Source organism: Synechococcus sp. H70.1 (assembly GCF_047502705.1).
Classification (GTDB): Bacteria; Cyanobacteriota; Cyanobacteriia; order Thermostichales; family Thermostichaceae; genus Thermostichus.
The window spans coordinates 1-25917 of the sequence record NZ_JANSIV010000073.1 but is presented as its reverse complement, the minus strand read 5'-3'; the positions used below and the strand labels follow the sequence as shown (position 1 = coordinate 25917).

At 59.6% G+C, this 25917-nt stretch carries 22 protein-coding genes; 9 read left to right on the top strand and 13 right to left on the bottom strand.

What is annotated here, in order from left to right; translation table 11 throughout:
* Positions 1-117 precede the first annotated feature (117 nt).
* Positions 118-2043 carry a biosynthetic arginine decarboxylase gene (speA, locus tag NW827_RS05175; RefSeq protein ID WP_414361119.1) on the bottom strand — a complete coding sequence of 642 codons (1926 nt, stop codon included), beginning with the start codon at positions 2041-2043 and terminating at the stop codon, positions 118-120.
* A gap of 309 nt (positions 2044-2352) precedes the next feature.
* Between speA and NW827_RS05170 the strand changes: the two genes are divergently transcribed.
* The 4 genes from NW827_RS05170 (at position 2353) to NW827_RS05155 (ending at position 6662) form a co-directional block, all read left to right on the top strand.
* Positions 2353-3045 (top strand): phosphate ABC transporter substrate-binding protein PstS, encoded by a 693-nt coding sequence (locus tag NW827_RS05170; protein WP_414503413.1) that lies wholly within the window; start codon positions 2353-2355, stop codon positions 3043-3045.
* Positions 3023-3427 carry a hypothetical protein gene (locus NW827_RS05165; protein WP_414503412.1) on the top strand — a complete coding sequence of 135 codons (405 nt, stop codon included), beginning with the start codon at positions 3023-3025 and terminating at the stop codon, positions 3425-3427. Before NW827_RS05170 ends, NW827_RS05165 begins: the two co-directional genes overlap by 23 nt.
* A gap of 252 nt (positions 3428-3679) precedes the next feature.
* Positions 3680-5572: a molecular chaperone DnaK gene (dnaK, locus tag NW827_RS05160; RefSeq protein ID WP_414361113.1), complete on the top strand. Its 1893-nt coding sequence runs from the start codon at positions 3680-3682 to the stop codon at positions 5570-5572.
* A 145-nt stretch (positions 5573-5717) separates the two neighbouring features.
* Positions 5718-6662 carry a DnaJ C-terminal domain-containing protein gene (locus tag NW827_RS05155; RefSeq protein WP_414361111.1) on the top strand — a complete coding sequence of 315 codons (945 nt, stop codon included), beginning with the start codon at positions 5718-5720 and terminating at the stop codon, positions 6660-6662.
* Here the strand turns inward: NW827_RS05155 and NW827_RS05150 are convergent.
* The gene (locus tag NW827_RS05150) at positions 6659-7972 is read right to left on the bottom strand and encodes a (Fe-S)-binding protein (RefSeq protein ID WP_414403539.1); all 1314 of its coding nucleotides are present in this window, start codon (positions 7970-7972) and stop codon (positions 6659-6661) included. The genes NW827_RS05155 and NW827_RS05150 overlap by 4 nt on opposite strands.
* Positions 7973-8258: 286 nt before the next feature.
* Here NW827_RS05150 and NW827_RS05145 point away from each other — a divergent pair, with 286 nt between their 5' ends.
* Complete coding sequence (locus NW827_RS05145) at positions 8259-8579, top strand: hypothetical protein (RefSeq protein ID WP_414403538.1); 321 nt, start codon at positions 8259-8261, stop codon at positions 8577-8579.
* On the opposite strand, the gene NW827_RS05140 is transcribed toward NW827_RS05145, so the two are convergent.
* Complete coding sequence (locus tag NW827_RS05140) at positions 8576-10462, bottom strand: AMP-dependent synthetase/ligase (protein WP_414503411.1); 1887 nt, start codon at positions 10460-10462, stop codon at positions 8576-8578. The two genes, NW827_RS05145 and NW827_RS05140, sit on opposite strands and share 4 nt — an antisense overlap.
* 253 nt (positions 10463-10715) lie before the next feature.
* Here NW827_RS05140 and ald point away from each other — a divergent pair, with 253 nt between their 5' ends.
* On the top strand, positions 10716-11807 hold the full coding sequence (gene ald / locus NW827_RS05135) for an alanine dehydrogenase (protein ID WP_414361103.1): 1092 nt from the start codon (positions 10716-10718) through the stop codon (positions 11805-11807).
* Between the two features lie 20 nt (positions 11808-11827).
* On the opposite strand, the gene NW827_RS05130 is transcribed toward ald, so the two are convergent.
* The 5 genes from NW827_RS05130 to NW827_RS05110 form a co-directional block, all read right to left on the bottom strand.
* Positions 11828-12460 (bottom strand): ribonuclease D, encoded by a 633-nt coding sequence (locus NW827_RS05130; protein ID WP_414361101.1) that lies wholly within the window; start codon positions 12458-12460, stop codon positions 11828-11830.
* A gap of 68 nt (positions 12461-12528) precedes the next feature.
* Complete coding sequence (rpsN, locus tag NW827_RS05125; RefSeq protein WP_414361099.1) at positions 12529-12834, bottom strand: 30S ribosomal protein S14; 306 nt, start codon at positions 12832-12834, stop codon at positions 12529-12531.
* A 250-nt stretch (positions 12835-13084) separates the two neighbouring features.
* Positions 13085-14611, bottom strand: a complete 1527-nt coding sequence (locus NW827_RS05120; protein ID WP_414403536.1) for a DUF697 domain-containing protein — start codon at positions 14609-14611, stop codon at positions 13085-13087.
* A 70-nt stretch (positions 14612-14681) separates the two neighbouring features.
* Positions 14682-15779 carry a tRNA 2-thiouridine(34) synthase MnmA gene (gene mnmA / locus NW827_RS05115; RefSeq protein ID WP_414503410.1) on the bottom strand — a complete coding sequence of 366 codons (1098 nt, stop codon included), beginning with the start codon at positions 15777-15779 and terminating at the stop codon, positions 14682-14684.
* A gap of 449 nt (positions 15780-16228) precedes the next feature.
* Positions 16229-16963, bottom strand: a complete 735-nt coding sequence (locus NW827_RS05110) for a HEAT repeat domain-containing protein (RefSeq protein ID WP_414403534.1) — start codon at positions 16961-16963, stop codon at positions 16229-16231.
* Between the two features lie 200 nt (positions 16964-17163).
* Here NW827_RS05110 and NW827_RS05105 point away from each other — a divergent pair, with 200 nt between their 5' ends.
* Positions 17164-17934 (top strand): hypothetical protein, encoded by a 771-nt coding sequence (locus tag NW827_RS05105; protein ID WP_414503409.1) that lies wholly within the window; start codon positions 17164-17166, stop codon positions 17932-17934.
* A 22-nt stretch (positions 17935-17956) separates the two neighbouring features.
* Here NW827_RS05105 and NW827_RS05100 read toward each other — a convergent pair whose 3' ends face one another.
* Entirely contained in the window at positions 17957-18562 is a 606-nt protein-coding gene (locus NW827_RS05100; protein ID WP_414361089.1) for a hypothetical protein, read from the bottom strand.
* 204 nt (positions 18563-18766) lie between these two features.
* On the opposite strand from NW827_RS05100, the gene NW827_RS05095 reads away from it, so the two are divergent.
* Positions 18767-19675, top strand: a complete 909-nt coding sequence (locus tag NW827_RS05095) for a hypothetical protein (protein WP_414403532.1) — start codon at positions 18767-18769, stop codon at positions 19673-19675.
* 29 nt (positions 19676-19704) lie between these two features.
* Here NW827_RS05095 and NW827_RS05090 read toward each other — a convergent pair whose 3' ends face one another.
* Complete coding sequence (locus NW827_RS05090) at positions 19705-20205, bottom strand: hypothetical protein (RefSeq protein WP_414503408.1); 501 nt, start codon at positions 20203-20205, stop codon at positions 19705-19707.
* A gap of 119 nt (positions 20206-20324) precedes the next feature.
* Positions 20325-21389, bottom strand: coding sequence for a selenide, water dikinase SelD (gene selD, locus NW827_RS05085; protein ID WP_414403530.1), 1065 nt, complete (start codon positions 21387-21389; stop codon positions 20325-20327).
* Between the two features lie 113 nt (positions 21390-21502).
* Here selD and NW827_RS05080 point away from each other — a divergent pair, with 113 nt between their 5' ends.
* The gene (locus NW827_RS05080; protein ID WP_414403529.1) at positions 21503-24994 is read left to right on the top strand and encodes a DNA polymerase III subunit alpha; all 3492 of its coding nucleotides are present in this window, start codon (positions 21503-21505) and stop codon (positions 24992-24994) included.
* Here NW827_RS05080 and NW827_RS05075 read toward each other — a convergent pair.
* Entirely contained in the window at positions 24986-25255 is a 270-nt protein-coding gene (locus NW827_RS05075; RefSeq protein WP_414361080.1) for a glutaredoxin family protein, read from the bottom strand. The genes NW827_RS05080 and NW827_RS05075 overlap by 9 nt on opposite strands.
* A 10-nt stretch (positions 25256-25265) precedes the next feature.
* On the bottom strand, positions 25266-25917 hold a 652-nt coding region (locus NW827_RS05070; RefSeq protein ID WP_414503407.1), incomplete at its 5' end, for a carbon-nitrogen hydrolase family protein.

Here is a 25917-nt window from a genome sequence, read left to right as displayed (position 1 = left end):
GCTCACTCCCAGGGAACCAAGTAAGACTGGTGGATTGAATGCCGCCAGTCTTTTTTGTCCCTATCATCATCGCTAAAAAAAGGATCCCGGTCCAGAACCGGGATCCCCTGGTCTAACCTAGCGGTGCAAGTAGGTGTAGGCCCGCAGGTTGTCCTCAAAGTGTTGCTGCAGGGCGCGGGCCTGGTCCAGGCTGATCTGCCCCCGCTGCAGGGCGGCTTCGGTGGCGTGGTGCAGGGTTTCCACCAGGTCTTCGCTGTTGTACTGCACCCAGCTCAGCACCTCGGCAATTGTGTCCCCCTTGATGACTTGGGTAACCTGGTAACCGCCGGGACGGGTGCGGACGTGCACGGCGTTGGTGTCCCCAAACAGGTTGTGCAGGTCTCCCAGGATCTCCTGGTAGGCGCCCCCCAGAAACACCCCTAGCAGGTAGGGCTGCCCGTCGGGATCGTGGAGCGGCAAGACCGAGGTGATCTGCCCGTCCTCGCCAAAAAAGCGGTTGATCTTGCCGTCGCTGTCGCAGGTCAAGTCTGCCAAGGTAGCCCATTGGCGCGGCTCCTCGTCCAGACGGTGGATGGGCATGATGGGGAAAACCTGGCCGATGGCCCAGCTATCCGGCAGGGACTGGAAGAGGGAGAAATTGCCGTAGTAGATGCTGGCTAGCATCTCGTCCAGATCCAGGAGATCTACAGCCACCGGCTGGCCTGCCTGGTACTGCTCGTAGGCCAAAGTACAGATCTTGTCGGAACAGTTCCAAAACAGCCGCTCCACCTCAGCCCGCTCCTGCAAGCTGAGGGATCCCTCGATGAACTGGCGCAGGGCGGCCTCTTTGAGCTCCTGGCAGCGACGGTAATCGGCCACTAGGGTCTCGGGCCGAATCTCGTAGTAAAGCTGGTTTAGCTTCCGGATCACCTCTGCATCGGAGGTGAGCTGGGTGGGCATGGGGTAAGGGCTAGCAGCGTTGACATCCTGCACGTCAAAGACCAACACCGACTGGTGGGACATCAGGGCCCGCCCACTTTCAGTAACCAGCACCGGCGGCTGGATCCCGTGTGGCTGCAGGGCACTCAGCACCGTCTGCACCACAGTGGCGGCGTAGTCCTCGATGCTATAGTTCTGGGAAAAATGGCTGGGGGACTGGGAGCCGTCGTAGTCAACCCCTAAGCCACCGCCGATGTCCAGGTAGCCCATTGGTGCCCCTAGCTTGGCCAGTTCGATGTAGATCTGGCTGGCCTCTCGCACGGCCCGCCCATGGACACTGGCCATTGAGATCTGCGAGCCGATGTGGTAGTGCAGCAGGCGCAGACAGTGCAGCTTGCCAACCTCCCGCAGCCGTTCCACCACCTGCAACATCTCCGTGGCTGTAAGACCAAACTTGGCCCGATCCCCGGCAGAGGTGCCCCAGCGCCCGCTGCCTTGGGTAGAAAGCTTGGCCCGCACCCCCAGCATGGGATCAATGCCTAGGTGATGAGCAGCCTGCAGCACTAGCTCCAGCTCCTGCAGCCGCTCCAGAACGATAATGGGGGTACGCCCTAGCCGCTGAGCCAAGAGGGCCGTTTCCATAAAATCGCGGTCTTTGTAGCCGTTGCAGATTAACAAAGCCCCAGGCGTATCCAGCAAAGCCAGGGCAATCAACAGCTCCGGCTTGGAGCCCGCCTCCAGGCCAAAGTGGTAGGCGCGACCGTGCTTGACCACCTCTTCCACCAGGTGGCGCTGCTGGTTTACCTTGACCGGGTAGACCCCCCGGTAGACGTTGGGGTAGCCAAAGCGCTCGATGGCCTGCTGAAAGCTCTGGCAAAGCTGCCGCATGCGGTCGGCCACAATCTCGGGAAAGCGAATCAACAGGGGCAACTGCAAACCCCGCGCCACCAGATCCCTCACCAGGTGGTACAGGTCAATGCCCGGTTCCTGCTGCTGTAGGCCCTGTGGGGTCACCTCCACATGACCAGCGGCGTTGATACGGAAGTAGGGCTCCCCCCAGTAGGAGATGCGATAGAGCTTTTCGCTGTCTCGCAGTGTCCAGGGAGAACGAGTCAAAGTTGGCATAGTAGTCCCCCAGATACCGAGATGTGAACAGCGCAGGATTTCTGCACAGAACCCACAATACTATTTCCCTATTTCAGAAGGCGTCAAGATTTTTCCCAAGCAGGGACACCGGATAAGCCTTGAAAATTGCCGCTTCTTGCTTGGGCTCTGTCTTCTGTGGTCTGGGGCTAGAGGCGACCGCCTGGATCCCAGCCAACCCTGCGGCAACTTGCCCCCGCCGGTGCTTCCCAGAACTCCAGAGGACAACCCTTGACAGGACCCTGTGGGCAAGACGGAGGATCGGGGCGGTGAGCTTAGAGTGCCCCAGCCATGGTTCAACCGCCTCGCTGCCGCCGTCGGGAAATGCTGCTGTCGTTGCTGGCCACGGCTGCCGGCCTGAGTGCCTGCCAGCAGGGATCCCGCTCCAGCCAACCCAGCGAGGCTGTCCCTGGTGCTGACAGCCAGTTTGCCGGCAAGACCTCGTTGATCAACGGGGCCGGCGCCACCTTTCCAGGGCCTCTGTATCTGCGCTGGTTTTCCGACTACCGCCAGGTGGATCCCAGAGTCGAAATCAACTTCCAGCCGGTGGGCAGCGCCACCGGCATCCCCCAATTTATCGACCAAACGGTGGACTTTGCCGCCAGCGACGTGGCCATGAGCGATGCCGAAATTGCCGAGGTGAAGTGGGGTGTAGTCATGATTCCAATGACGGCAGGCAGCATTGCCGTGGGCTACAACCTGCCCGGGATCCGCTCCGGCCTCAAGCTGTCCCGCTCGGTGTTGGTGCAGATCTTCCGCGGCCAAATCACCCAGTGGCGGGATCCGCAGATTTTGGCTCTCAACCCTGATTTGGAGATCCCTGACCTGCCCATCACCGTCTGCTTTGACGGCAGCGGCACCACCGACACCTTTACCCGCCACCTAGCTGCCATCGACCCCGCTTGGGCTGCTGAGATCGGTGTCAGCATGTCCCTGGAGTGGCCGGTGGGGATTGGGGTACATGAGCGCCCAGATGCTCTATAGCGAAGGGGTGATTGGCTATGGGGAGTCAGTCTATGCCCGCAACCTGAATCTGTCGGTGGCGGCCCTGGAAAACCGCCGCGGCGAGTTTGTGCTCCCCACCCCCCAAGCCTCGGCCTTGGCCCTAAGCGAAATCAAGCTGCCTGAGAACCTGCGGGCCTTTGAGCCGGATCCTGCTGGCGTGGGGGCCTATCCCATCGTCACCTACAGCTGGATCCTGACCTACCGCCAGTACCCGAAAGCTGCTGCGGCAGAAGCCCTGCGGGCGGTGCTGCGCTGGGCTCTCACCAAGGGACAAGCGCTGGCTAAAGAGATGGGCTACTTGCCCCTAGCTGAAACCGTTGTAGCCCGCAGCCTAGAGGCGCTGCAGCTCATCCAAAGCTAACTGCCAAAGCTGCAGCCATCTGGCTTTTTGACCCCGCAGGTACGGAGATCCGTAATAGGTCGGCTTTTCAACCCCAAGAAATGGGCGGCATTCTCGCCCTGGCGCCGGCAGACAACTCGCTAAGATCAACCCAGGAAATGGCTAAACATTTGCCAGATTTTCGCAAGTTGGCTGGCCAAGCTACCCCAAAAGCGGATGGGCTGGCGGCGGTAACCGAAGTAGTGTACACACAAAGAGGAGAAGAAGGAGCCGATGGGAAAAGTTGTAGGAATTGACTTGGGCACAACCAACTCGGTTGTCGCCGTAATGGAAGGGGGTGTCCCCACGGTTATTCCCAATGCCGAGGGGAGCCGCACCACACCCTCGGTAGTCGCCTTTACCAAAGACGGGGAGCGCCTGGTGGGTCAGATGGCCCGTCGCCAGGCGGTGCTTAACCCCGAAAACACCTTTTACTCCGTCAAGCGGTTCATTGGGCGCAAGTACGATGAGGTGGGCGCCGAGGCCAAGAGAGTTCCCTACCAGGTGCGGCGGGATGAGCGGGGCAATGTCAAGTTGTACTCACCCCGCATGAACAAAGAATTTGCCCCCGAGGAAATCTCGGCCATGGTGCTGCGCAAGCTGGTGGAAGATGCCAGCCGCTACCTAGGACAACCGGTCACCCAAGCCGTCATTACTGTCCCTGCCTACTTTAACGACTCGCAGCGGCAGGCCACCAAAGATGCAGGCCGCATTGCCGGCTTGGAGGTGCTGCGCATCATCAACGAGCCGACGGCGGCTTCCTTGGCCTACGGCTTGGATAAGCGCACCAACGAGACCATTCTTGTCTTTGACCTGGGCGGTGGTACCTTCGATGTCTCCATTCTCGAGGTGGGAGATGGGGTCTTTGAAGTGAAGGCCACCAGCGGCGACACGCAGTTGGGCGGCGACGACTTCGACAAGAAGATTGTCGACTGGATGGCTGAAGAGTTCAAGCGCATGGAAGGGATCGACCTGCGGCAAGACCGGCAGGCCCTCCAGCGCTTAACAGAAGCGGCTGAGAAAGCCAAGATTGAGCTGTCCAGTGTTTCAGAGACCACCATCAACCTGCCCTTCATCACTGCCACTGCCGATGGCCCGAAGCACCTGGAGCTGAAGCTCTCCCGCGCCCACTTTGAGCACCTCTGCGCCGACCTGCTGGAGCGCTGCAAAGGACCAGTAGAGCAAGCTCTGCGGGATGCTAAGCTCACCAAGGCCGACATCAACGAAGTGGTGCTGGTGGGAGGATCCACCCGCATTCCGGCAGTGCAGCGCCTAGTGAGGGAACTGCTGGGCAAAGAGCCCAACCAAACTGTCAACCCCGACGAGGTGGTGGCGGTTGGCGCTGCCATTCAAGCCGCCGTGCTAGCAGGCGAGGTCAAAGACGTGCTGCTCCTGGATGTCACTCCCTTGTCGCTGGGGGTGGAAACCCTGGGCGGTATCGCCACCAAGATCATCCCGCGCAACACCACCATTCCCACCCGCAAGTCGGAGATCTTCTCCACAGCGGAAGACGGGCAGACCTCGGTGGAAATCCACGTGGTCCAAGGGGAGCGGGAGTTGGCCCGTGACAACAAATCTCTGGGCCGCTTTAGGCTGGAAGGGATCCCGCCGGCTCCTCGCGGTGTGCCGCAAATCGAGGTAACCTTTGATATCGACGCCAATGGCATCCTTAAGGTAACGGCCAAAGACAAGGGGAGCGGCAAGGAGCAGAGCATCTCCATTACCGGCGCCTCCACGCTCGATAGACAAGAGGTGGAGCGGATGATTGCCGAGGCGGAAAAATACGCCGCCGAAGACCGTGCCCGCCGCGAGAGAATCGAGCGTCGCAACAAGGCCGACTCACTGGCCTACCAGGCCGAGCGGCAGTTGAAGGAGCTGGGAGATAAGATCTCCTCTAGCAAGCGCAGCCAAATCGAGACCCTGGTGCGCGAGCTACGGGAGGCCATCCAGCGCGACGACGACAGTGCCATCCAGAGCAAGGAGCGGGAGCTGCAGGAGGCTCTCTACGCTATGAGCAGCGAGCTCTATCAGCAAGCTGGCGCTTCCGCTAGCTCCACTTCCAGCGCAGGGAAGGCCACTGGCGGCAGCGATGACGTCATTGACGCCGACTTCACGGAGGCCAAGTAACCGCTGGGGGATCCCTCCCGCCCGGAGGGATCCTGTTTCTATTGCCAACACGGAGGAGGGAGGGGATGGGCGATGGTCTCTAGCCCGCCTCCTTTCTTCTTCGTGATGGGAAAAACCCCTTAGCCCTCTGCCTGCGGACGCCTCCATGCAAAACTTCAAGGACTACTACAAGATTTTGGGGGTCAGCAAGACGGCCACTGCTGAAGAGATCAAGCAGGCCTATCGTCGCTTGGCGCGGAAATACCACCCCGACGTCAACCCAAACGACAAAACTGCTGAGGAAAAGTTCAAAGACATCAACGAAGCCTACGAGGTTCTCTCGGATCCCAGCAAACGCAGGCAGTACGACCAATTCAGCCAGTACCACCAGCAGGGCGGCTTTCGCTACCGGCGAGAGACCTACAGCAGCCCCTTTGGCGAAAGTTCCTTCGGCAATGACTTTGGAGGGGCGGGAGGAGGCGTCGATTTCGACCAATTTGAAGACTTTCAAGATTTTATCGATCAACTGCTGGGGCGAGTGCGCAGCTCCGGCAAAGACCGCAGCAGTGCTTCTGCCAATGCCAACTACGATGCAGAGGCCACCCTCCAGCTCACCATTGCTGAAGCGTTTGAGGGGGGGAAGCGCCGCCTACGGGTGGGCGGGGATCGCGTGCTTGAGGTGAACATCCCACCAGGGATTACACCGGGGAAGCGGATTCGCCTGCGCGGCCAGGGCCACCCCAAACCCAACGGGGGTGCTGGCGATCTTTACCTCAAGATTGAGTTGAAGGAGCATCCCTTTTACCGCCTAGAGGGGTTCGACGTCTACTGCAACCTGCCGCTTAGTCCCAGCGAGGCGGTTTTAGGTGCCCAGGTGGAGGTGCCCACGCTGGATGGAGTGGTGAAGCTGCGCATTCCACCGGGAATGCAGCCAGGGCGGAAGTTGCGCCTGGCAGAGCGGGGCTTTCCCAAGGGCAATGGGGAGCGGGGCGACTTCTACGCGGTAGTGCAGATCTATTTGCCCACCCGTGTTTCGGAGGAGGAGCGGGAGCTCTACGAAAAGCTGCAGCGAATCCAGTCCTACGATCCCCGCGCCGCCCTCAAGCTCTAGCCAGACAATTGGAGAGCACGATCCAAAAGCTCCATCGGGTGATAAATGGGGATCCCAGCCTTGCCTTGCAGGCGCAGGTGCTTCTGAATTTGCAGGCGGCAGCCGATATTGGCAGAGACGATCCCCTGGGCGCCGGTGTTGAGCAGGTTGACCACCTTCTGGGATCCCAGTTCGTCTGCTATCTGGGGCTGCAGCAGGTTGTAGACACCGGAGCTGCCACAGCAGAGGGCGGCATCGACAGGATCCCGCAGTTCCAGCCCCGGAATTTGCCGCAGCAGTTGCCGCGGCTCCTGGCTGAGCCGTTGCCCGTGCAGCATGTGGCAGGCATCCTGATAGACCAGCACCAAGGGATGCGGCTGCAGCGGCTGCAGCGGGGCGGTTAGCCCCACCTGCGCCAGAAACTCCTGGATATCCTTGACTTTAGCCGCAAACTGGGCCGCTTTCTCTTGGTAGTCGGGATCCCTGGCCAAAAGGTGGCCGTACTCCTTGAGGGTGTGGCCGCAGCCGGAGGCGGTCACCAAGATGGCATCCAGTTCGTAGCCGGCAAAAGCATCCACCATCCGGCGGGCCAGGGCTTCTGCCTGCTGCAGTTGCCCTTGGTGGTGGGGCAAGGCCGCACAACAGCCCTGGGCCGGCGGGATCACCACCTCACAGCCGTTGTGGGTCAACACGCGAATGCTGGCCTCGTTCACTTGGGGGGTAAACAGGCGCTGCACGCAGCCGAGGATCAGCCCCACGCGAAAGCGGCGCTTGCCCACCGCCGGGATCCGCTCCGGGTAGCGCTTGGGCAGCAGTTGCTCCACCTCCAGAGGGGGCAAGAGGGCTTCCATAGCCGCCAGGCGCGGGGAGACTTTTTCCAACCCTTTCCGGATCCAGGCGCCGATCCCCATTTTTTGGTAGAGCCAAAGGGGCCAGAGCAGAGGCCGCAGCCGCTCTGGGTATGGGAAGAGAAAGAAGATGAACTGGCGGTACAGGCGATCCCACAGGTTGCGGCGGTAGTTGCGCTCGATCTGGGGGCGAGTGGCGGCAATCAGCCGGTCGTAGCGCACCCCCGAGGGGCAGGCGGTAACACAGGCCAAGCAGCCCAAGCAGGTATCGAAATGGGAAACCACTGCTGCCGAGAGAGAGATTTGGCCCTGATTGAGGGCGTCCATCTGGTAGATGCGCCCTCGCGGCGAGTCCGTCTCCTTGCCAAGGACCCGGTAGCTGGGGCAGGTGGTCAGGCAAAAGCCGCAGTGCACACAGGCATCAATTAGCTTGGGATCCGGCGGATCCAGGCTGTCAAAACTTGGCCCTTTGGATAAGCTCATTGGCCTTGATCTATCGCGCTCTCACATCCACCCCCCAGGAAGGGGAGGGGCACCTCAGGAATCCCTTCTCCTGCTGCACCCAGCCAGTTTTTGAGACCAGCGGCCCCCAGCAGGGATCGGGTTGTCGCCTTCTTGGAGAAAGGCCAGCACTGGCCGCAAAGACTCGACCGGATCTTCGCTAGTGCCGCTCCCCGGTTCTTTGCATCTTAACCTCAGAACAGCCTCCAAGCGCCCTGTTGGCCCGTATTACCCTGGAAAAGAGACACTTGCCGACCCATCCAAAACCATGAACTGGCGATCCCTCCTCACTCCTAGTTTTTGGGCAACGGCTCTTTCTGCTCTCTGCCTGCCCAGTGCTGCTTTTGCCCAGGCCAACCTGCGGGAGCTGCCCCCCGATCTGGCCGAACAGCTCACCACGGAGCAGATCTTGCAGGCCTGCGCCGCCAACCAAGCAGACACCCTGCCCAGTCCCTTCCCGGACGTGGCGCCGACCGACTGGGCCTACAAGGCAGTGCTTACCCTCTACTACTGCGGTGCCTACCGGGGGGCCATTCCTCCCGAGAGCTTCCGGCGCTACCTGGAGCAACAACGGGGATCCCAAACTTAGCTCCCCGTCGGATACATCTCCTGGATGAGGTGAGCATAGCGCTCGGCTACTGGGTTGCGCTTAATTTTCAGCGTCTGGGTCAGGAGGCCATTTTCCACGCTCAGGGGCTCTGGCAAAAAGCGGAAGTCAGCAATTTGCTCGTGCGCTTGGTAGCCGGGACGCTCCTGGATGCGGGTTCGCACCTCCCGCAAAATCAACGCCCGCACCTGCGGATGGGCCAGCAGCTCGGCCTCAGCAGTTGGGATCCCTTGCTCGGCGGCCCAAGCCTTGAGGGCGTCCAGGTTGGGATAGATGAGGGCGGCCAGTTTCTTTTGGTCTTGGCCGACAACTACAATCTGACTGATGTAAGAGGATTGCAGGCAGGCATCCTCTAAGGGCTGCGGCTCGACGTTCTCTCCGTTAAGCAGCACAATCACGTCCTTGGCCCTGCCGGTGATTACCAGTTGCCCGTCGGGGGTAAGCCAGCCCAGATCCCCTGTTTCAAACCAGCCGTCGGGGCTGAGCACCTGGGCGGTGGCTTCTGGATTGTTGTAGTAGCCCATCATCACCTGTGGCCCCCGCGCCAGGATCAACCCTTTTTCTCCTGGCGGCAGCGGCTGCCGGGTTTCCGGATCCACAATGCGAAACTCCGTGCCTGGCAAGGGGGGCCCAGCCGTGCCGCGCACATTGTTGTCGGGACGGCGCGCGCACAGCACTGGCGAGGTTTCGGTAAGGCCGTAGCCGTTGAGGATGGAAATGCCCACCACCTCGTAAAACAGATCCAGATAGGCGGGCAGGGATCCGCCGCCACTGATGGCCTGTTGAAAATTGGGGCCCAAAGCCTGCCGCACCTTGCGGTAGATGAGCGCATCGGCCAAGCGGTGGACTGGCCAGAGCAGCCCCTGTTGTAGGCGGGCCCGCAGGCGCACCCAAGGGCTGACATCGTAATGCAAAATTGACTGGTTGCGGGCTATCCGCCCGGCAAGCACGTAGCTTTCGCTGGCTGCCATCAAGGTGCGGATCAGCCGCTGCATCAAAGGGCTTTTTTCCCTCAATTGCCGCTGGATCCCTTCGTAAATGGTCTCCCAGATGCGGGGCACCGCCACCAGATAGTGGGGCTGCTCCTGTTGCAAATCCTGCTTGATAGAGCGAGGGTTGGTATAGATCAGCGTACAGGCCTGGCTGAGGAGAAAATACTCGCAGGTCCGCTCGTAGGAGTGCCAGGTGGGCAGAATGGTCAGCACCTTCTCCCCCGGGCGGGGCTGCACCACCACATGCAGATTTTCCACCTGGTGCATGAGGTTGCCGTGGCTGAGCATTACCCCCTTGGGGCGACCAGAGGTGCCAGAGGTGTAGATGATGGTGGCCAACTGGGAGCGCTCCAACTGCGGCCGCTCGTAGCGGTGTTCTTGCCCTTTTTGCAGCCACTGAGAGAAGTTCAATACTCCTGCCTCTTCTTCATCAGAAAGCAGCAGCAGCCGCTCCAGGCCCAGCTCCTGCACAACCGGCTGCACCCGCCTTAGGGTCTTCACATCCTGAGCAATCAAAGCCGTGCTGCCGGAGTGGCGCAAGATGTAACCCAGCTCAGCTGGATCCGCCACGGCGCTGCGGGGCACATTGACCGCTCCCGTAAACAGCGTGGCCAGATCCGCCATTAGCCAGCGGGGGGAATTCTCAGCAAAAATGGCCACCCGATCCCCGGAGCGAATGCCCAAAGCCTGCAAACCGGCAGCCAAGGTCTGAATGCGACGAAACAGCTGCCCGTAAGAAATCTCAAAGACTGGCTGGGCATGGGGATCCCTGAGGGCAATCTGGTCAGCAAACTTTTCAGCCAGAACCTGCCAGACGTCGAGTAGGGTTGTCCTTGGAACAGTAGGCGTAGCAGCAGCGGAGACAGGGGTCATAGATTCTGTGCCATAAACCACGCTTACACTCTAGTAGCTTCCTCCCTACGCTGAAAGCGCAGGCTTTTTCTCTGAGTTGCCCTAGATTGGGGCTTGAGAGAGACCCCCCTGCGCGTAGAGGGATTTTCAAGGGGCACTGGCGAGGGAGTATGGCTGACCCCGCTAGTTACAATTCTTGCTTTCCTAGCCAGAGCGGGGATCCCTTTGCAGGGAGAGTCTGTCTAGACTGGAAGGCAGTCCTGCAGGGATCCCTATGCGCATTGGCGTGCCCAGGGAGATTAAAGAGCAAGAATTCCGCGTCGGCTTGACACCGGCGGCGGTGCGGGTTCTAACTGAGCAGGGGCACCAAGTGTGGGTAGAAACTCAAGCGGGCCGGGGGGCCGGCTTTACTGACGAGGACTATGAGAAGGCGGGGGCCAGACTGGCCGCCACTCCTGAGGAGATCTACCAGCAGCAGTTGGTGGTGAAGGTGAAGGAGCCCCTACCTGCGGAGTACCCGCTGCTCCATCCAGATCTCATCCTGTTTACCTACTTGCACTTAGCGGCCAGCCGCGAGCTAACCCAAGTCCTGTTGCGTTCGGGGGCCACCTGCCTGGCCTACGAGACAGTGGAGCTGGCCGATGGTTCCCTGCCCCTCCTGATGCCCATGAGCATGATTGCGGGGCGGCTCTCAGTGCAATTTGGGGCCCACTACCTCACCCGCCAACAGGGGGGGCGGGGCGTATTGCTGGGCGGGATCCCGGGCGTGCCACCAGGGCGAGTGGTAATTTTGGGTGGAGGAACTGTGGGCACCGAGGCGGCCAAGGTAGCTGTGGGCCTAGGAGCGCGGGTCCAGATTCTGGACATTAACCTGCAGCGACTCAATGAGCTGGAGCTCATTTTTGGATCGCGAGTAGAGTTGCTCTACAGCACCCCCCAAAGCATCGAGGAGTGCGTTCGCGAAGCTGATCTCGTGGTGGGAGCGGTGTTAGTGCCGGGCAGGCGGGCGCCGATTTTGGTGAGGGAGGAGCTGGTGGCCCAGATGCGGCCCCGATCCCTGATTGTGGACGTAGCAGTGGACCAAGGAGGGTGCATTGCCACCACCAAGGTCACCACCCATGCCCAGCCGGTTTACGAAGCCTACGGCGTGTTGCACTACGGCGTTCCCAACATGCCGGGCGCTGTCCCCTGGACCTCAACCCAGGCTTTGGTCAACGCCACGCTCCCCTACATCCTCAAGTTGGCCAACCTTGGCTTGAGCGCTGCCCTGGAGCAGGATCCAGCGTTGGCCAAAGGACTCAACATCCGCTCTGGCAAGCTCATCCACCCAGCCCTGCGGGCTACTTTCCCCGACCTGGCCAACTAATTCAGTTGCGGGGGCTGCAGCTACTGGTGCTCGAAGACGTTGCTATACCCCAGCAAGTCCAGTTCGACCAGGGTGGGAAGGTGGTGGAAGCAACGCTGCGCCAGCTCCCAGCGCTCCTCCCGCTGCAGCATCTGGGCCAACTTGTGGCGCACCGGGATCAAGTAGCGGACATCGTTGGCTGCATATTCCAACTGCTCCGCTGAGAGGGCGTGGACAGCTCCCCAGTCGGAGCTCTGGGCTGCCTTGTTCAACTCAACCCCACACAGCTCGCTCACCACATCTTTGAGGCTGTGCTTGCTGGTGTAGGTGCGGGCCAGTTTGCTGGCAATCTTGGTGCAGAAGACCGGCCACACCTGGATCCCCAGGTGGTAGCGCAGCATGGCCAGGTCAAAACGGGCATAGTGGAAAATCTTCTCAATCCCGGGATCCGTCAGCAGCTTGGCCAAGCGGGGGGCCTGCTTGACGCCACGGTTGAGCCGCAGCAGCACCACTTCACCGGCCGCGTTGGCCATTTGCACCACACAGAGCCGATCCCGCTGCGGGACTAGGCCCATTGTCTCTGTGTCCACTGCCAGGTAGGCTTCTCCGGCCAGGTCTTTGACCAGGTCGGGGGTGAGATCGTCGTCGCAAATCTGGAAGGGCTTTAGGGCCACGAGGAGCTCCCCAAGGGGGCGAAGAAAGCGCTTGCTTTTTCAGACCAGTTACAAGCGGCTGCCGGCGGCTACCAGCTGGCTTTGACCACGCCTGGTAGGAGGCCGCGGTGAGCCATCTCCCGCAAGCTATGGCGGCAGAGGCCAAAGTCGCGGAAGTAGCCCCGAGGACGGCCGGTTTTCCAGCAGCGGTTGCGTAGGCGAGTGGGTGAGCTGGAGCGCGGCAGCTTTTGCAGTTGAGCATGCAGCTCCATGCGGGTGGCCTGGTCGAGGTTGGGATCAGCCAGCGCCGCTTTCAACTGCTGACGCTTTTCGCGATATTTTTCAACCAAGCGCTGGCGCTTTTTCTCCCGCTCGATCATGCTCTTTTTAGCCACGGCTCACCTCAGCTACTTCCCCAATTTTTCAGCTTTACTAGGATAACGAGAAGCAACACCCTACAGCAAGGGGTCGGGAGCCATCTAACTTCCCCCTTCCCAGGGCAAGTTGGTGCAGGGCTAAGCTTGGCTGTGCCACCTTTCCCCGGGTCAGCGCGAAGCCACTTGCGGGGTGCTCCCCAACTTGCTGCTGCCCACGGGCGGTTCCCACTACCTGGGGCAGAGGGAGCTGGCTTATTGCCGGCAGGGATTAGCGAGAGCGGAAAACCCGTTCCCAGGCCTGGCGGACAAACTCCCTGAGCCAGCCGGATTTCTGGGCGCTCTCCACCTGGGCCCTGACCACCGCCTGCATGCCTCCTTCTCCCCAGCTTTGGTTGCGCTGGAAGTACTCAATGAAGCTTTTGCCGGCAATGCGGGTGAGGTAGCCAGCACTGGCCGCCTGGATGGGTGCCGTCAGCCAAAAGCCAACGACGCTAACCTCAGCCACTGTAGCTAGGATCCCGGTGGTGAGCTGGATCGCCCCTTCCACTAGGCCCAAGCCGGCCAGGGTCTTAGCCAGGGACAAGGCCAGCTCCCGCCCCTCCTGGAGGTTCATCTTGCAGCCGTAGAGGGATCCCAGCTCCACCACCATTTGGGCGTTGAGGGCGGCAATGGCCAGCAGATCCAGCGCTGGGATTGGGTTGGCAAAGACCACCCCCGTTACAATCCACTGGAAGCGATCGACCACTTCCTCGGCCTGGCGGCGCAACTGCGCCTGGAGAATGCGCTTGGCCTCCTCGCCCAATTGCTGGGATTGCAGGAGGGCATTGTCCAAGGCCAGGGATCTCCCCTCAGCATAGAGCACCGCCTGGACGCGATCCCGCACCGCTGCTACCTCGGGCTGCGGCTGCCAGATTTGGGATCCCAGGCGCACGGGGGCCGGATTGGCAGCAGCTGGCAGCACATCTTCCGGTTGGATAAGGGGGTAAACCCGCTCCCGCAGCCGTTGGAGCAGAAGCTGCTGTTCCTCAGGGGTGTAGCGGTCAATCTTGTTAAGCACCAGTAGGGCCCGTTTGCCCAGGGCCAGAAGGCGGCGCAGGGGCTCCGCCTCCGACTGGCGCAGATCCCCATCCACAACCACCAACAGCAGCTCAGCAGCCCGGGCCTGAGCCTGGGCCTCCTCTTCCCGCATTACTCCTGTTGGCCCAATTTCCAGAATGCCTGGACAGTCCACGATCTGCACTGGGTGGAGGATCCCAGGCAAGTTCCAGTTGTAGACGGTCACCGCTTGCGTGGTGCCTAGGGTAGCCCCTACTGCTCCTACCTGCTGCCCCAGCAGAGCGTTCACCAGGGAGGTTTTGCCCGCTGAGCCAGTGCCAAACACTACCACCTTCAGTTGAGGCTGGGCTAACTGCTGGGCTAAACGGGCCGACCGTTCTGCCAGCGCTGCTCGGGCCACCTGATCCTGAATCTGGGCTACTTGAGCTTCCAGCTGGGCTAGGTTGCGCCGGGCCGCCTCCCACTTTTCGGCTGGAGTTGCCGGTGGGGCTGGCTTAGGGAGGCCCGGAGGTGGGGGGGAGGAAGCTCGGCCGAAGAGGAACAAGTAGTAGACTGAAGCTGCCAGAAACACCAGCAGCAGCAGTGTCAGCACCCCAACCAACAGACCTCCTAAAAGGGGGTGGTAGCGGGTGGCGTAGTAGAGATCGAGAAACGACTGAATTAGCCAAACAATCAGGCCTGTAAACAGGGCCAGCAGCGCCAACAACAGCAGCAAGCGCAGGTAGAGAGCCAAACGCATGGGCCTCCCTAGCCACAACCGACCGACTCTAGCCGCGGCTGCCCCTCTCTCTGCTCCGGCAAACTCTCAGCTAGGAAGAAGGGCGCTCCAGAATGCCACCTCCCAGCAGGAGATCCCCCTGGTACCAAACAGCGGCCTGGCCGGGAGTGACGCCAAACTGCGGCTCGGCAAATTGCAACTTTACGCGCTCCGACGATTCTGGGATCAAAGTAGCCCGCACAGCAGGGGTACGGTAGCGCACCTGCACTTCTACCTCCAAGGGTTCTGTGGGCGCTGGGATTGACACCCAGTTGACCTGCTGCACCCAGGCTTCTCCTTGGGTGGCCTCCTCCCGTTCTCCCACCACCACGCGATTCCTCTCTGCATCAAGGCGCACCACGTAGAGCGGACGAGGAGCAGCAATGCCCAGCCCCTTGCGCTGGCCAATGGTGTAGTGGTGAATGCCCTGGTGGTATCCCAAAACTCGCCCCTGGGTATCGACAATTTCCCCCGGCCTCTCCCCTAGGTGCTGCTCCAAAAAGTTGCGCATCGAGCCATAGGTCTCGATTAGGCACAGATCCTGGCTTTCAGGCTTATTCGCTGTAACCAAACCATAGCGCGCAGCAATCTGGCGGGTCTGGGCCTTGGTGTACTCGCCCAAGGGGAAGAGGCTATGGGCCAGGTGCTCTTGGCTGAGATCGTAGAGAAAATAAGACTGATCCTTTTGGCGATCCACCGCCCGCAGCAGTTGGTAGCGTCCCAGCTCAGCGTTGAAACGTACCCGCGCGTAGTGGCCAGTGGCAATCTGGGAGATGCCCAACTTCTCCTGCGCATAGCTCAGCAAGGGACCAAACTTGACCAGCTTGTTGCAGCGAGAGCAGGGCAGCGGTGTGATCCCAGCCGCATAGCCAGCCAGCAGGTAATCAACAATGTTGGTTTGGAAGAGTTCACGGCTATCCACAATGTGGTGCGGGATCCCCAGTTGCTCACAAATGGCAGCAGCATCCACCAGGCCCTCGCTGCAGCACTGGCCCTTCCCCCGCATTAGCCAGAGAGTTACCCCCTCGACGGCATAGCCCTGTTCATGAAGAATAGCTGCCACGGTGGAGCTGTCCACTCCCCCGGAAAGGGCTGCCACAATGCGGGGCCGCGAGCGAGAGCCAGTTCCTTCTGAAGCACCAGTTACCATGAGGATCCCCTGCCAAAAAGTCCCGCAGTTCCCGAAACTCTCAGACCCTCTTGATCCTCACCGAGAAACGCCGCACAGTAACCCTTCCCTCCTGCTTTGCAGGAGCAAGCAACTGGGGAGGAAGCACGGCTCTCGAGTAAAGAACGACCCTACTACCACTATGCAACAACCCCTGGCCTAGTCTGCAAGTTAACCCTCCGGGAGGAGGTTGCTCTAAGAGTCACCCTAACCTTCAAGGAGCTGCAACCGCAAAGACCTAGCAAGGATCTGTCAAAGCCACCCGCCTGCGCGGATTTTCTCCTGCTGCTTGGGCTGACAGCAGCCGCCTGCCAAAATGGAGCGGTGTTCTACTCCTTGCGGCGGCTGTAAATTCGCCCCGTCCTCCCTCGCCCGGTCTACGGGTGATGGAGAGAGGCCGTTGGCTTGTCAACTGCAGGGCTACCTTCACGCTAACTTGCCTCCGCCTGAGGCGGTGGTGGAGTTTCCGAGAACCCCCTTTGCTGCAGACGCCGCAAGGAATCTAAAGCTGCTGCCGCCACACTATCGTGGGGATCTCTCGCCAGATAGTGGAGAGCGGAAACGCTCTTGGGCGAGGGCAGATTCCCCAGGGCCTGGGCCAGCCGCTGCCGCACCAGCCAATCCTCCGATTGGACAAAGGGCAGGAGGTGATCCAAAGCCCGCAGATCCCCTAGTTCTCCCAGAGCAGCAATGGCTGCCTGCTGCAGCAACACCTCCGGTCCCTCTAGGGCCTGCAGCAAGACGTCGTAGGCCCGTGGATCCTTCAAGTTGCCCAAAGCCACGGCAGCACTGAAGCGCACCAGCCATTCCACATCTTCGTAGAAGGCGTGCACCAGCGCCTCAAAGGCCCGCGGGTCTTCTAGGTAGCCCAAAGCGCCTGCTGCATTGGCGCGAATGCTGTAGTCGGGGTCTTGGGTGAGGATCTCCACCAACTTGGGCAAACAGGCGTCAGTTTGCTTGACCCCTAGCGCAAAAACGGCGAAAGAGCGCACTTGTAAGTTTTCATCATCAATGACCTGCAAAATCAGGGGCACTGCCTGCTCTGCTGGCACGTCCCGCAGCTGGGCCAAGGCCAGCATCCGATCCGCTGCCCGTGGGCTGCGCAGCCGCTCGGCAATTTCCTGCAAGTGGGTAGGGTTGGTGGGATCCAAAGTGGGAAGGGTCATGCTGTTAATAAATGTTACGGATTCCCACTTAATTATGGCAAACTTTGCTGCCTTGAAGGCAAGTTGAGTTGGCCCTAGGGCGAGGATTTTGGATACTTTAGACGTGAGGCTCTCCCCCAATGGTTTTTATGGCTCGTCAACTGGCTTTGCTTGGAATCCTTCTGGGGTCGACGGTGGGCCTGTTGTGCCTATCCCCTTGCTTGTCTCCCGCTTTGGCCAACGCCCCCTCGGCGGTGCCGGACGCAGAGCTGGCCCTGCAGCCACTTTTGCCGCCGGGATCCCGCATCCTCCGCTCCCGTCGGCTAAGTAACACAGAAGCAGAAGTCTGGGTGGAGTTTCGCGGCGGCAGCAGCCCTGTGATCATGCGGCTAAATGCTGCCGGCCGCTGGGAGCAGGATCTAAACGCCACCTTGGCCCGTGGAGCCAGCCAGCTACAGGCTCTTGCCCGGCAACAGGCAGCAGGTCTGCCTGCAGGTTTTGGCCAAACTGCCCCTGACCAACCTCCGCCGGCCTCCCTCCCACCTGCCTCCAGTCTGATCCGACCGGCGGACCGGGAGCAGGAAACGCAGCGGGCTTTGAGCGGAGCGGGACGGGCGGATCCCTTTGTGCCCCAGAACGTGCGGGCTCCTGAGCCGCTCCCAGATCTGCCGCCCCTTCCAGAACTGCCTCCCCCTCCACCCGAAGGTGAAGTACCTACAGCAGGGGCCACGCCGCCTCCCACCCCCACCCCAGATCCGGCTGCTTTTGCCCGCAGCGTGCAGGTTTCTGGGTTTATCCAAATTGGCGGCGAGTCCTTTGCTCTCATTTCTGCCCCTGCCACCATTCCTGCAGTTGTGCAGACTGGGCAAGACTACCAAACTGCCCAAGTGGCCAGGGTATCGGTGCCAGAGCGGCAGGTGGTGCTCCTAGAAGGGGGAGAGACGGTGGTCAAGACAATGCAGGATACAACAGTGATTGTGGGAGCGCCCTAGCTTGCGCCTAAAGAGAGGCAGGCTAGAAGCGGGGCTCACTACTAAGGCGGGAGGGCTGCTGTTTGAGATAGCGCAAGAACTCCCGCAGCTCAGCCTCAGTCAGCTGGTGGCGAGATTTTTTCTGGAAGCGACGTTCCAAAAACTCTTGGCCCTCTTTGCGACCCCAGCCAATGCGCTGCATCTCCACGTCTGTTTGCGCGATGAGATCCGACAGATCGTCGCTTTGCGTCTCCGCTTCCTTGAGGTTGGACAGCTCTGCAAGCGACTGGGATCGGGCTGAGATCCCTGCTGCTTCAGGGGTTGAAGGGGTAGGGGAAGGGGGGGCTTGTCCATTGCCCAGGTTAGGAGCTGGCCAACTGGGAGTGGGCAGATAGGGGGTCCTCGACGTGGCGGCGTCCAGCCCCAAACTCAGGGAGGAGGTAGGGCGACCAAATCCTGCATGCTGAAGAGCACGCTTTAAGGCAGCATCTTCCGCTTCTTCAATAGTGTTCGAGCCGGCCATGCCACTGCCCAAAACGGTGTTGTTCACCACCACCTGGGCTTTGACGATGTAGATCCCTTCCTCCACGCGCAACAGATCAGTGAGCAAGCTGCCCATGGGGTACCGCTCTCGAAAGTCTTGAATCATCCTGCCGCCGGCATCTGTTGCTGCTGAAGCCTTGACTACAGGCTAGCTTGAAAGTACGCCTTACATCCAGATCTCCTTGCCCCAACATTCCAGCCAGTCAATATTGGCTATTGGCTAAAAGTGTTTGCCAACAAGAGACCTCTTTCCTAGCAGTCAACGTTATGCTAAGGCCAAGGAATCGGCACACAGGGAGGCGCAACAGGTATGGCTAGCGATACAACTGGGGCCAGGTCAGCCAGCTTGGGGCAGGCAGCCATTCGAGAGCGCAACTATGGCACTGCTTTGCAGTTGTTGCGGCGAGCATATCGCGCCGATCCTAGCCCTGAAAACGCCCGTTGGTTGGCCACTGCCTACGAGGAAGCAGGCTACCTTCAACTAGCCGCTCTCTATCGAGAACTGGCCCAAGAGCGCAAGGAGACTCCCAAAGCAATTCCCTTTCAGGCCTCCACCCCTGGGGAGCTGAAGCAGCTACCCCCCCAACCCCCAACTCATAAGACCGTTCCCTTGCCGCAGCCGGTCCCGCCTTCCAGCCCCTCCCCCTCTTCTCAGGATCAGCCAATTGGGGTCTCCAAACCCCTTGCTCCCAAAAGCCTTAGCCGTCAGGTACCCCTGCAACCGCTAGCACCAGAGGCTGCCTCTTCTGGGGAACACTCCGCCCAAAAGGCCAACTATCTGCCGGTTCAACACGCCCCAGATTTGCAAAACCCGCAGCAGGGATCCCCCTTCCTGCGGCGTTTGCACCAACTGCATCGGCAGTTTAAGGATCAGCCCACTGCAGAGCTGGCTCTACAGCTGGCGGAAGCCTACGACGAGCAAAAGAACTTCAAAGAGGCGCAGCGCTACTACCGAGAAGTGTTGGATTTAGATCACTCTTGGCTATTGCGGCCAATGGTGCTGGAGCGCCTAGAAGAGCTGCAGCGACTGCAGGGGGGATCCCTGGGCGATCCTTCAGCCCAGAGCTTGCTCAAGCTGGCCGAGAAGCTGGAACAGGAGGGGGAAACGGCTCGAGCTGAGCAGGTTTACCGGCAAATTCTAAAAATGAATACCACCCTGGATATCCACGCCAAGGCTCGCAAAGGATTAAACCGGCTCTACCCCAACGGAAAACCCTGAGGCCAGACCAGCACCCCTAGGAAGCTAACTTAGCCGGTCAAAGAATAGCTGGGGCTAGCGAGGGGTGTTAGTTTCCTGCGGGCTGCAGCAATGGTCTGGGGCAGCACCCCCACCAGCCGCGCCAAAACCTCATCCGGCAACTGGCTGACCAGCTCCGCCGAGAAAAATTCTTCTAAGCTAAAGAGCAAGATCCGCGCCCGCCGGGCCGGCAGAGGATTGTCGGTAATCTGCTGTAGCCACCGCATCCAGTGCAGCCGCTTGGCATAGGCGTTTTGCCGCTCTTGATAGCCCTGGGGATGCAACAGAGCCACATCCCCAATTGGGATCACGCTGCTCGACTCCACATCCAAGGGCCCTCCCACTGCAGCCCCTGGCCCGGCAAACTCAGCATGGAACGTCTTGCAGATGATCAAGGCATTGGGCCGCTGGGGGTCTACCATCAGCAGTTGGCCGCTGCTGAGGCTGCGAATTAGCTGCCCTGGCTCAACCCAGGGAACCAGGCTGTGGCTGTTGGGAGAGGGCTCGTTCATACCTCTTTAAGATATCTCAGCTCCCCTTCCCCTTACATGAGATCTTCAACTTTCGCAGCTCTGCTTGACCAAATCTTCATAGATTGGGGGGAGAGGGCCAAACGTGGCCTTCCCCCAAGCTACTGGCGGGGGGTTTGGATCTCGCCGACAACCCGAATGGCGATCCCTTCGCCGGCCTGGCAGTGGCCAATGCGGCGGGCATAGGAGTAGCCGGCGCTGTGGAGCTCTTGCAAAAGCTCTGCCGTGAAGGCGGGATCCACCGCCACCAGTAAGCCCCCGCTGGTTTGCGGATCCGCCAAGAGCAACTGCTGCCACTCCAGCAGAGAGTCGGCCTCTACGCCTTCATAGCTTTGCCAATTGCGACGGGCTGCGCCTGGGAAGATCCCCGCCTCCGCCAAGGAGAGGGCCTCGGGCAAAAAGGGAATAGCAGCCAGATCTAACTCAGCGCTTACCCCTGAGCCACGACAGACCTCCAGCAAGTGCCCCAAAAGACCAAACCCCGTTACATCGGTTAGGGCGTGAACCTGGGGTCGCCGCGCCAGTTGTGGGCCGATGCGGTTAAGTTGGGTCATCACCTGCAAAACTTCTGCATAGCCCGCTGCGCTGAGCTGGCCCTTTTTCAGGGCCGTGGTCATCACCCCGATCCCCAGCGGCTTAGTTAGGATGAGGTCGTCGCCGGGCTGGGCAGTAGCGTTGCGGCGGATGTGCTGCGGGTGGGCCAGCCCTGCCACCACCAGACCGAAGATGGGCTCGGGTGAATCGATGGAGTGCCCCCCCGCCAAAGGGATCCCGGCTTCCTGGCAGACCTGGATTCCCCCGGCCATGATCTCCCGAATGGCTGCCAGGGGCAGGGTGTTGACCGGCATGCCCAAAATGGCGAGGGCGAGAATGGGCCTACCCCCCATTGCGTAAACGTCAGAGAGGGCGTTGGCTGCAGCAATGCGGCCAAAATCCACCGGATTGTCGACGATGGGCATGAAAAAGTCGGTGGTTAGGATTAGAGCCTGCTCGTCGTTGAGTTGGTAGACGGCGGCATCGTCGCTCGTTTCAGCCCCCACTAGCAAGGCTGGATCCGACCAGAGGAGGGGCAGCTCCTTGAGAATCTGCTGCAGCAGAGCTGGGGCAATCTTACAGCCGCAGCCGCCACCATGGGAGTACTGGGTAAGGCGAAGGGGAGTCTCCATTCAAGCAAAGGGAGAAAACGTCGGCCTGACTTTACTGTAGCGGCAGCTGGCGACAACTGGAAAAAGGGGCGCTGGGTTAAGGTTGAAGGGATCCCTCTATCCGAAGTCTTGCCATGGCCTTTGTTCCCTTGCACTTGCACAGCGAGTACAGCCTTCTGGACGGGGCTAGCCAACTGCCGCGTTTGGTTGAGCAGGTGGTGGCGATGGGTTTGCCAGGACTGGCCCTAACCGATCACGGCGTCATGTACGGGGCCATTGAGCTGGTGAAACTGTGTAAAAGCAAAGGGATCAAGCCAATCATTGGCAACGAGATGTATGTGATCAACGGCGATATTCGAGACAAAAGCCGCAAGTATCCCAAGTATCACCAAGTGGTCCTAGCCAAGAACACCCAGGGCTACAAAAACTTGGTGAAGCTAACCACCATTTCCCATCTCCACGGCGTTCAAGGCAAGGGGATCTTTGCTCGCCCCTGCATCAACAAAGAGTATTTGGCCCAATACAAGGAGGGGTTGATCGTGACCAGCGGCTGTCTAGCTGGGGAAGTGCCCCAGGCCATTTTGCAGGGGCGGCCAGAAATTGCTCGCCAAGTGGCTGCTTGGTATCAGGAACAGTTTGGAGATGATTACTACATTGAGATCCAGGATCACGGCTACCGGGAAGACCGCTTTGTCAACGTGCAATTGGTGCGCATTGCTCGCGAACTAGGGATCCCGATCATCCTCACCAACGATACTCACTTTATTTCTTGCTGGGATGTGGAGGCCCACGATGCTCTGCTCTGCATCCAAACAGGCAAATCTCTCACCGAAAAAAATCGCCTTCGCTACACTGGGACGGAATACCTGAAAAGTCCAGAAGAAATGCGCCGCCTCTGCCGCGATCACCTCGAGCAGGAGGTCATCGACGAGGCAATTGCCAATACGCTCAAAGTGCTGGAAAAGATCGAGGATTATGACCTGTTTGGGGAAATACGCATGCCCGACTACCCGGTTCCTCCGGGTTATTCTGCCGATAGCTACCTTGCTGAGTTGGCCTGGCAAGGCTTGGCAAAGCGCTGCGGTGTCGCCCATCCGGATCAGATTCCCCAAAACTATCAGGAGCGCCTGCGCTTTGAGCTGAATATCATCCAGCAAAAAGGGTTTTCCAGCTATTTCTTGGTAGTCTGGGACTATGTTCGCTATGCCCGTGAACACGGGATCCCAGTGGGCCCAGGCCGCGGTTCAGCAGCCGGATCCCTGGTGGCCTATGCCCTACAGATTACCAATATTGACCCCGTCAAATACGGGTTGCTCTTCGAGCGTTTTCTCAACCCAGAACGGCAATCAATGCCGGATATCGATACCGACTTTTGTATCGAGCGGCGAGGGGAGCTGATCGAATACGTAACCCGCAAGTATGGTCAAGAGCGAGTAGCTCAGATCATCACCTTTAACCGCATGACTTCCAAAGCTATTCTCAAGGATGTTGCCCGAGTGCTGGACATTCCCTATGCCGAAGCTGACAAAATGGCAAAGTTGATCCCAGTGTCCCGGGGCAAGCCAGCAAAATTAGAGGAGATGATCAGCGAGAATACTCCTGCCCCAGAGTTCAAGGAAAAATACGAGAAAGACCCAACTACTCGCCGCTGGATTGATCTAGCTCGATTGCTGGAGGGCACCAACAAAACCTTTGGAGTTCATGCTGCCGGTGTAGTTATTTCTAAGGATCCCTTGGATGAAATTGTGCCTTTGCAGTACAACAACGAAGGCCAAATCATTACCCAGTACTCGATGGAAGACATTGAGTCTCTGGGTCTGTTGAAGATGGACTTTTTGGGGCTGCGCAACCTTACCTTGATCCAACGAACTGTGGAGCTAATTCGAGAACACAGAGGTGTTGCCATCGATCTGGACAACCTGCCCCTGGATGATCCAAAAACTTACCAACTCTTGGAAAAAGGGGAGGTGGAAGGGATCTTCCAGCTGGAATCTTCCGGTATGAAGCAGGTGGTGCGAGAGCTCAAGCCCTCTAATCTGGAGGATATTTCCTCGGTCCTGGCTCTTTACCGACCGGGGCCATTGGATACGGGCATGATCCCAGACTTTATCGATCGCAAACATGGCCGCAAGCCAGTAACCTACGTCCACGATCTCCTCAAGCCAATCCTTCAAGATACCTACGGCGCCATTCTCTACCAAGAGCAGATCATGCGCATTGCCCAGGACATGGCCGGCTATACCCTGGGCCAGGCCGACCTGCTGCGGCGGGCGATGGGGAAAAAGAAGGTCTCCGAGATGGAGAAACATCGCGAGCAGTTTGTCCAAGGGGCAGTCGAGCGAGGTGTAGCTAAAGAAGTAGCCACGGAGCTATTTGACCAAATGGTTGCTTTCGCCGAGTATTGCTTCAACAAATCTCACTCTACGGCCTATGGATTGATTACCTTCCAGACTGCTTACCTGAAAGCCAACTACCCAACAGAATACATGGCGGCACTGCTTTCTTCTGTAAGTGGGGATCAGGATAAAGTCCAGCGCTACATTACCTACTGTCTATCCATTGGAATCCAAATCGAGCCGCCTGACATCAACCGCTCCGGCCTGGACTTTACTCCTCAGGGATCCAGCATTTTGTTTGGTCTGGGGGCAGTAAAGAATGTAGGCGAGGGAGCCGTTCAAAACATTCTGGCTACTCGCCAAGCTGGTGGTCCTTTCACCTCTTTGGCCGACTTTTGCCAGCGGGTCGATCTGCGCATCGTTAACCGCCGGGCTATTGAGTCACTCATTTGTGCAGGCGCTTTCGATTGTATTTCCCGCAACCGCAAACAGTTAATGGCGGATCTGGATCCCGTCCTCAGTTGGGCAGCAGAGCGGGCTAAGTTTAACGCCATTGGCCAGGCCAGCCTATTTGATTTATTAGGAGGCGAAAGCAGCAATGGCCAGGGATTTGTTGAGGTACCGCGCGGGCCGGCTACTGAGGATTTTCCACCGCAAGAAAAGCTGAGGCTAGAGCGAGAGCTGTTGGGCTTTTACGTTTCAGACCACCCCCTGCGGCGGATTCAAGAGCAAGTACGGCTACTAGCTCTCGCTAGCCTTGCTGATTTGAAGGCCTATCCACCTGATGCCTCAGTTGGCATTCTAGCTCTGGTGACCGCCATCAAAACCGCAACCACCAAGAAAGGGGAGCGCATGGCGATTTTGCAACTGGAAGATCTGACGAGCACTTGCGAAGCGGTAATCTTCCCCAAGACTTACAAGCGTTTGCGCGGTTGCCTAGAGGTGGATCAACGGCTATTGGTGTGGGCCAAGCTGGATCAGCGGGATGAGCAGTTGCAGCTTATTGTTGAAGACTTACAGCCAATTGAATTGGTGAGTTGGGTTACGGTGGAACTTCCTCTGGAGGCTGCCGGAACTGTAGAGGAGCGACACCGTCTGCAGGCGGTTCTTACCCGTCAACGCTCGGAAGCCAAGGAAGAAAATCGCGTTCCCGTCGTGGCAGCTATCGTTGCCCATCCCCATACCCTTTGGGTAAGACTGGGATCCCAATTTTGGGTTAAAGATGCCGAGGCCACCGTGGCAGCTTTGTGCCAAGCCGGCTACACCGCCCGCAGGGAAGCGCTAAGGTAGACAACCCAACTGGCGTCCCAGCCAAGTGCGCAACTGCGCCACCGTCAGCCGCGGCGAGGGACGTGGCAAAGGCCGTTCGGGATCCCCGGCCAAACTGAGCACGGGAACCTCCAGCTGGTAGCGCTCCCACCAGGCGGGGTTGGCAGTAATATCGCGGATTTCCAGCTCGCCGATCTCAGGGATCTGCTGCAACTTCTTGGCTAAGTCCTCGCAGAGGTGGCAGCCGGGCTTGCTGTAGAGGACTAGGGGCGGCCAAGGCATAGGAGAATCTCTAGCGAGGGACAGCGCAGGCCAGACGACGATGTTGCAGTGAAGGCATCTGGCGCCGGATAAGCTGCAGCCGCTCCGGATCAATCTCGGCAATCGCCACTCCTGGTTTTTCGCCGCCGGCATCCGCCAGGATCGTCCCCCAGGGATCCACAATCATGGCGTGGCCATGACATTGCCGCCGCTCGTAGTGGGTGCCCACCTGGGCGGGCGCAATCACGTAGCAGGTGTTTTCAATGGCCCGACACTGCAGCAAAACCTGCCAGTGGTCCCGGCCTGTGTAGGCGGTAAAGGCGGCAGGGATCAGCAACACCTCCGCCCCTTGATCCACCAAAGAGCGGTACAGCTCAGGAAAGCGCACGTCGTAACAGACCGATAAACCCAGAGTGCCTAGCCGCTCCTCCTGGCAGACCACCACCTCCTTGCCGCTCACCACCGTGTTGGACTCGCGGTAGGTGTTGCCGTCGGGCAGGTTGACGTCAAAAAGGTGGATCTTGCGGTAGCGGGCCAGCTCCTTGCCCTCGGGGCTGTAGAGGGCGGCGGTGTTGTACACCTTGCCCTGTCCATCTGGCACCGGGGGTGCGCCGCCCCGCACGATGAGCGGGGGCTGTTTCACCTGTCCGGGCGCCCGGGGGGTTGGGGGGGGGGGGGGGGCG

Excerpts from the sequence above, each read along its gene's own strand:
- speA (WP_414361119.1), bottom strand. The coding sequence starts at position 2,043 with ATGCCAACTTTGACTCGTTCTCCCTGGACACTGCGAGACAGCGAAAAG.
- NW827_RS05170 (WP_414503413.1), top strand. The coding sequence starts at position 2,353 with ATGGTTCAACCGCCTCGCTGCCGCCGTCGGGAAATGCTGCTGTCGTTG.
- NW827_RS05165 (WP_414503412.1), top strand. The coding sequence starts at position 3,023 with ATGAGCGCCCAGATGCTCTATAGCGAAGGGGTGATTGGCTATGGGGAG.
- dnaK (WP_414361113.1), top strand. The coding sequence starts at position 3,680 with ATGGGAAAAGTTGTAGGAATTGACTTGGGCACAACCAACTCGGTTGTC.
- NW827_RS05155 (WP_414361111.1), top strand. The coding sequence starts at position 5,718 with ATGCAAAACTTCAAGGACTACTACAAGATTTTGGGGGTCAGCAAGACG.
- NW827_RS05150 (WP_414403539.1), bottom strand. The coding sequence starts at position 7,972 with ATGAGCTTATCCAAAGGGCCAAGTTTTGACAGCCTGGATCCGCCGGAT.
- NW827_RS05145 (WP_414403538.1), top strand. The coding sequence starts at position 8,259 with ATGAACTGGCGATCCCTCCTCACTCCTAGTTTTTGGGCAACGGCTCTT.
- NW827_RS05140 (WP_414503411.1), bottom strand. The coding sequence starts at position 10,462 with ATGACCCCTGTCTCCGCTGCTGCTACGCCTACTGTTCCAAGGACAACC.
- ald (WP_414361103.1), top strand. The coding sequence starts at position 10,716 with ATGCGCATTGGCGTGCCCAGGGAGATTAAAGAGCAAGAATTCCGCGTC.
- NW827_RS05120 (WP_414403536.1), bottom strand. The coding sequence starts at position 14,611 with ATGCGTTTGGCTCTCTACCTGCGCTTGCTGCTGTTGTTGGCGCTGCTG.
- mnmA (WP_414503410.1), bottom strand. The coding sequence starts at position 15,779 with ATGGTAACTGGTGCTTCAGAAGGAACTGGCTCTCGCTCGCGGCCCCGC.
- NW827_RS05110 (WP_414403534.1), bottom strand. The coding sequence starts at position 16,963 with ATGACCCTTCCCACTTTGGATCCCACCAACCCTACCCACTTGCAGGAA.
- NW827_RS05100 (WP_414361089.1), bottom strand. The coding sequence starts at position 18,562 with ATGATTCAAGACTTTCGAGAGCGGTACCCCATGGGCAGCTTGCTCACT.
- NW827_RS05095 (WP_414403532.1), top strand. The coding sequence starts at position 18,767 with ATGGCTAGCGATACAACTGGGGCCAGGTCAGCCAGCTTGGGGCAGGCA.
- NW827_RS05090 (WP_414503408.1), bottom strand. The coding sequence starts at position 20,205 with ATGAACGAGCCCTCTCCCAACAGCCACAGCCTGGTTCCCTGGGTTGAG.
- selD (WP_414403530.1), bottom strand. The coding sequence starts at position 21,389 with ATGGAGACTCCCCTTCGCCTTACCCAGTACTCCCATGGTGGCGGCTGC.
- NW827_RS05080 (WP_414403529.1), top strand. The coding sequence starts at position 21,503 with ATGGCCTTTGTTCCCTTGCACTTGCACAGCGAGTACAGCCTTCTGGAC.
- NW827_RS05075 (WP_414361080.1), bottom strand. The coding sequence starts at position 25,255 with ATGCCTTGGCCGCCCCTAGTCCTCTACAGCAAGCCCGGCTGCCACCTC.